Origin of the sequence: Clostridium sp. CF012, assembly GCF_018861755.1 — a bacterium.
Classification (GTDB): Bacteria; Bacillota; Clostridia; order Clostridiales; family Clostridiaceae; genus Clostridium_AD.
Genome location: NZ_JAHLEF010000135.1, coordinates 1 through 632 on the forward strand (window position 1 = coordinate 1; position 632 = coordinate 632).

The following is a 632-nucleotide window of genomic DNA, read 5'->3' on the forward strand; positions in this document are numbered from 1 at the left end:
ACAATATCCCGGCCATTATATTACTAGCTGCAAAAAACAAACTAAAACATATATAGAAAGCACCTTCCGCGCCTCCCATGGCTCCGGGTGATGGTATAACAGCTGTTATCATCATTATAAAAGCAGTTCCTGCTATCATACTACCAATGCTAGCACCCTTCATTCCAAAACTAAGATAGATAAAATAAGGAATAATAAAATATATTGTTAGCTGTAATATTGTATAAATAGCAGCTTCAAAAATTAATCCTTTACTATGTTTTGCTATTTGCATATTATCATGGAATTGATCTAAATTTTCGTTGATATCTACTTCTAATTTTGATACATTTTTTATAAATTTAAATTTTCGTAATATTTTAGACAAAATCATTATAAATTTGTGTGTTAATTTACGATACTTTGAAAAAATAATTAAACATGCAATTACACTAGCATGAACTAAAAAACCTACGCCTATTAAATAAAATAAATTACTGGTTTTTCGCCTAAAAAAATCTAATTTCCAAAATATAAGAACTAGAGAATATATAGTTAATATAGCTTGATACATAATAAATTTAATCATAAGCGCTGAACCAGCTTTGCCAGCGACCACCCCTTGTTTAGTAAGTGCATATAACTGCATTGGC

The 632-nt window shown here is 29.1% G+C and carries 1 protein-coding gene; it reads right to left on the reverse strand.

The window, feature by feature from the left end:
- A partial coding sequence (locus KPL50_RS26705) for a flippase-like domain-containing protein (RefSeq protein ID WP_216301478.1) occupies positions 1-632 on the reverse strand: 632 nt, incomplete at both ends.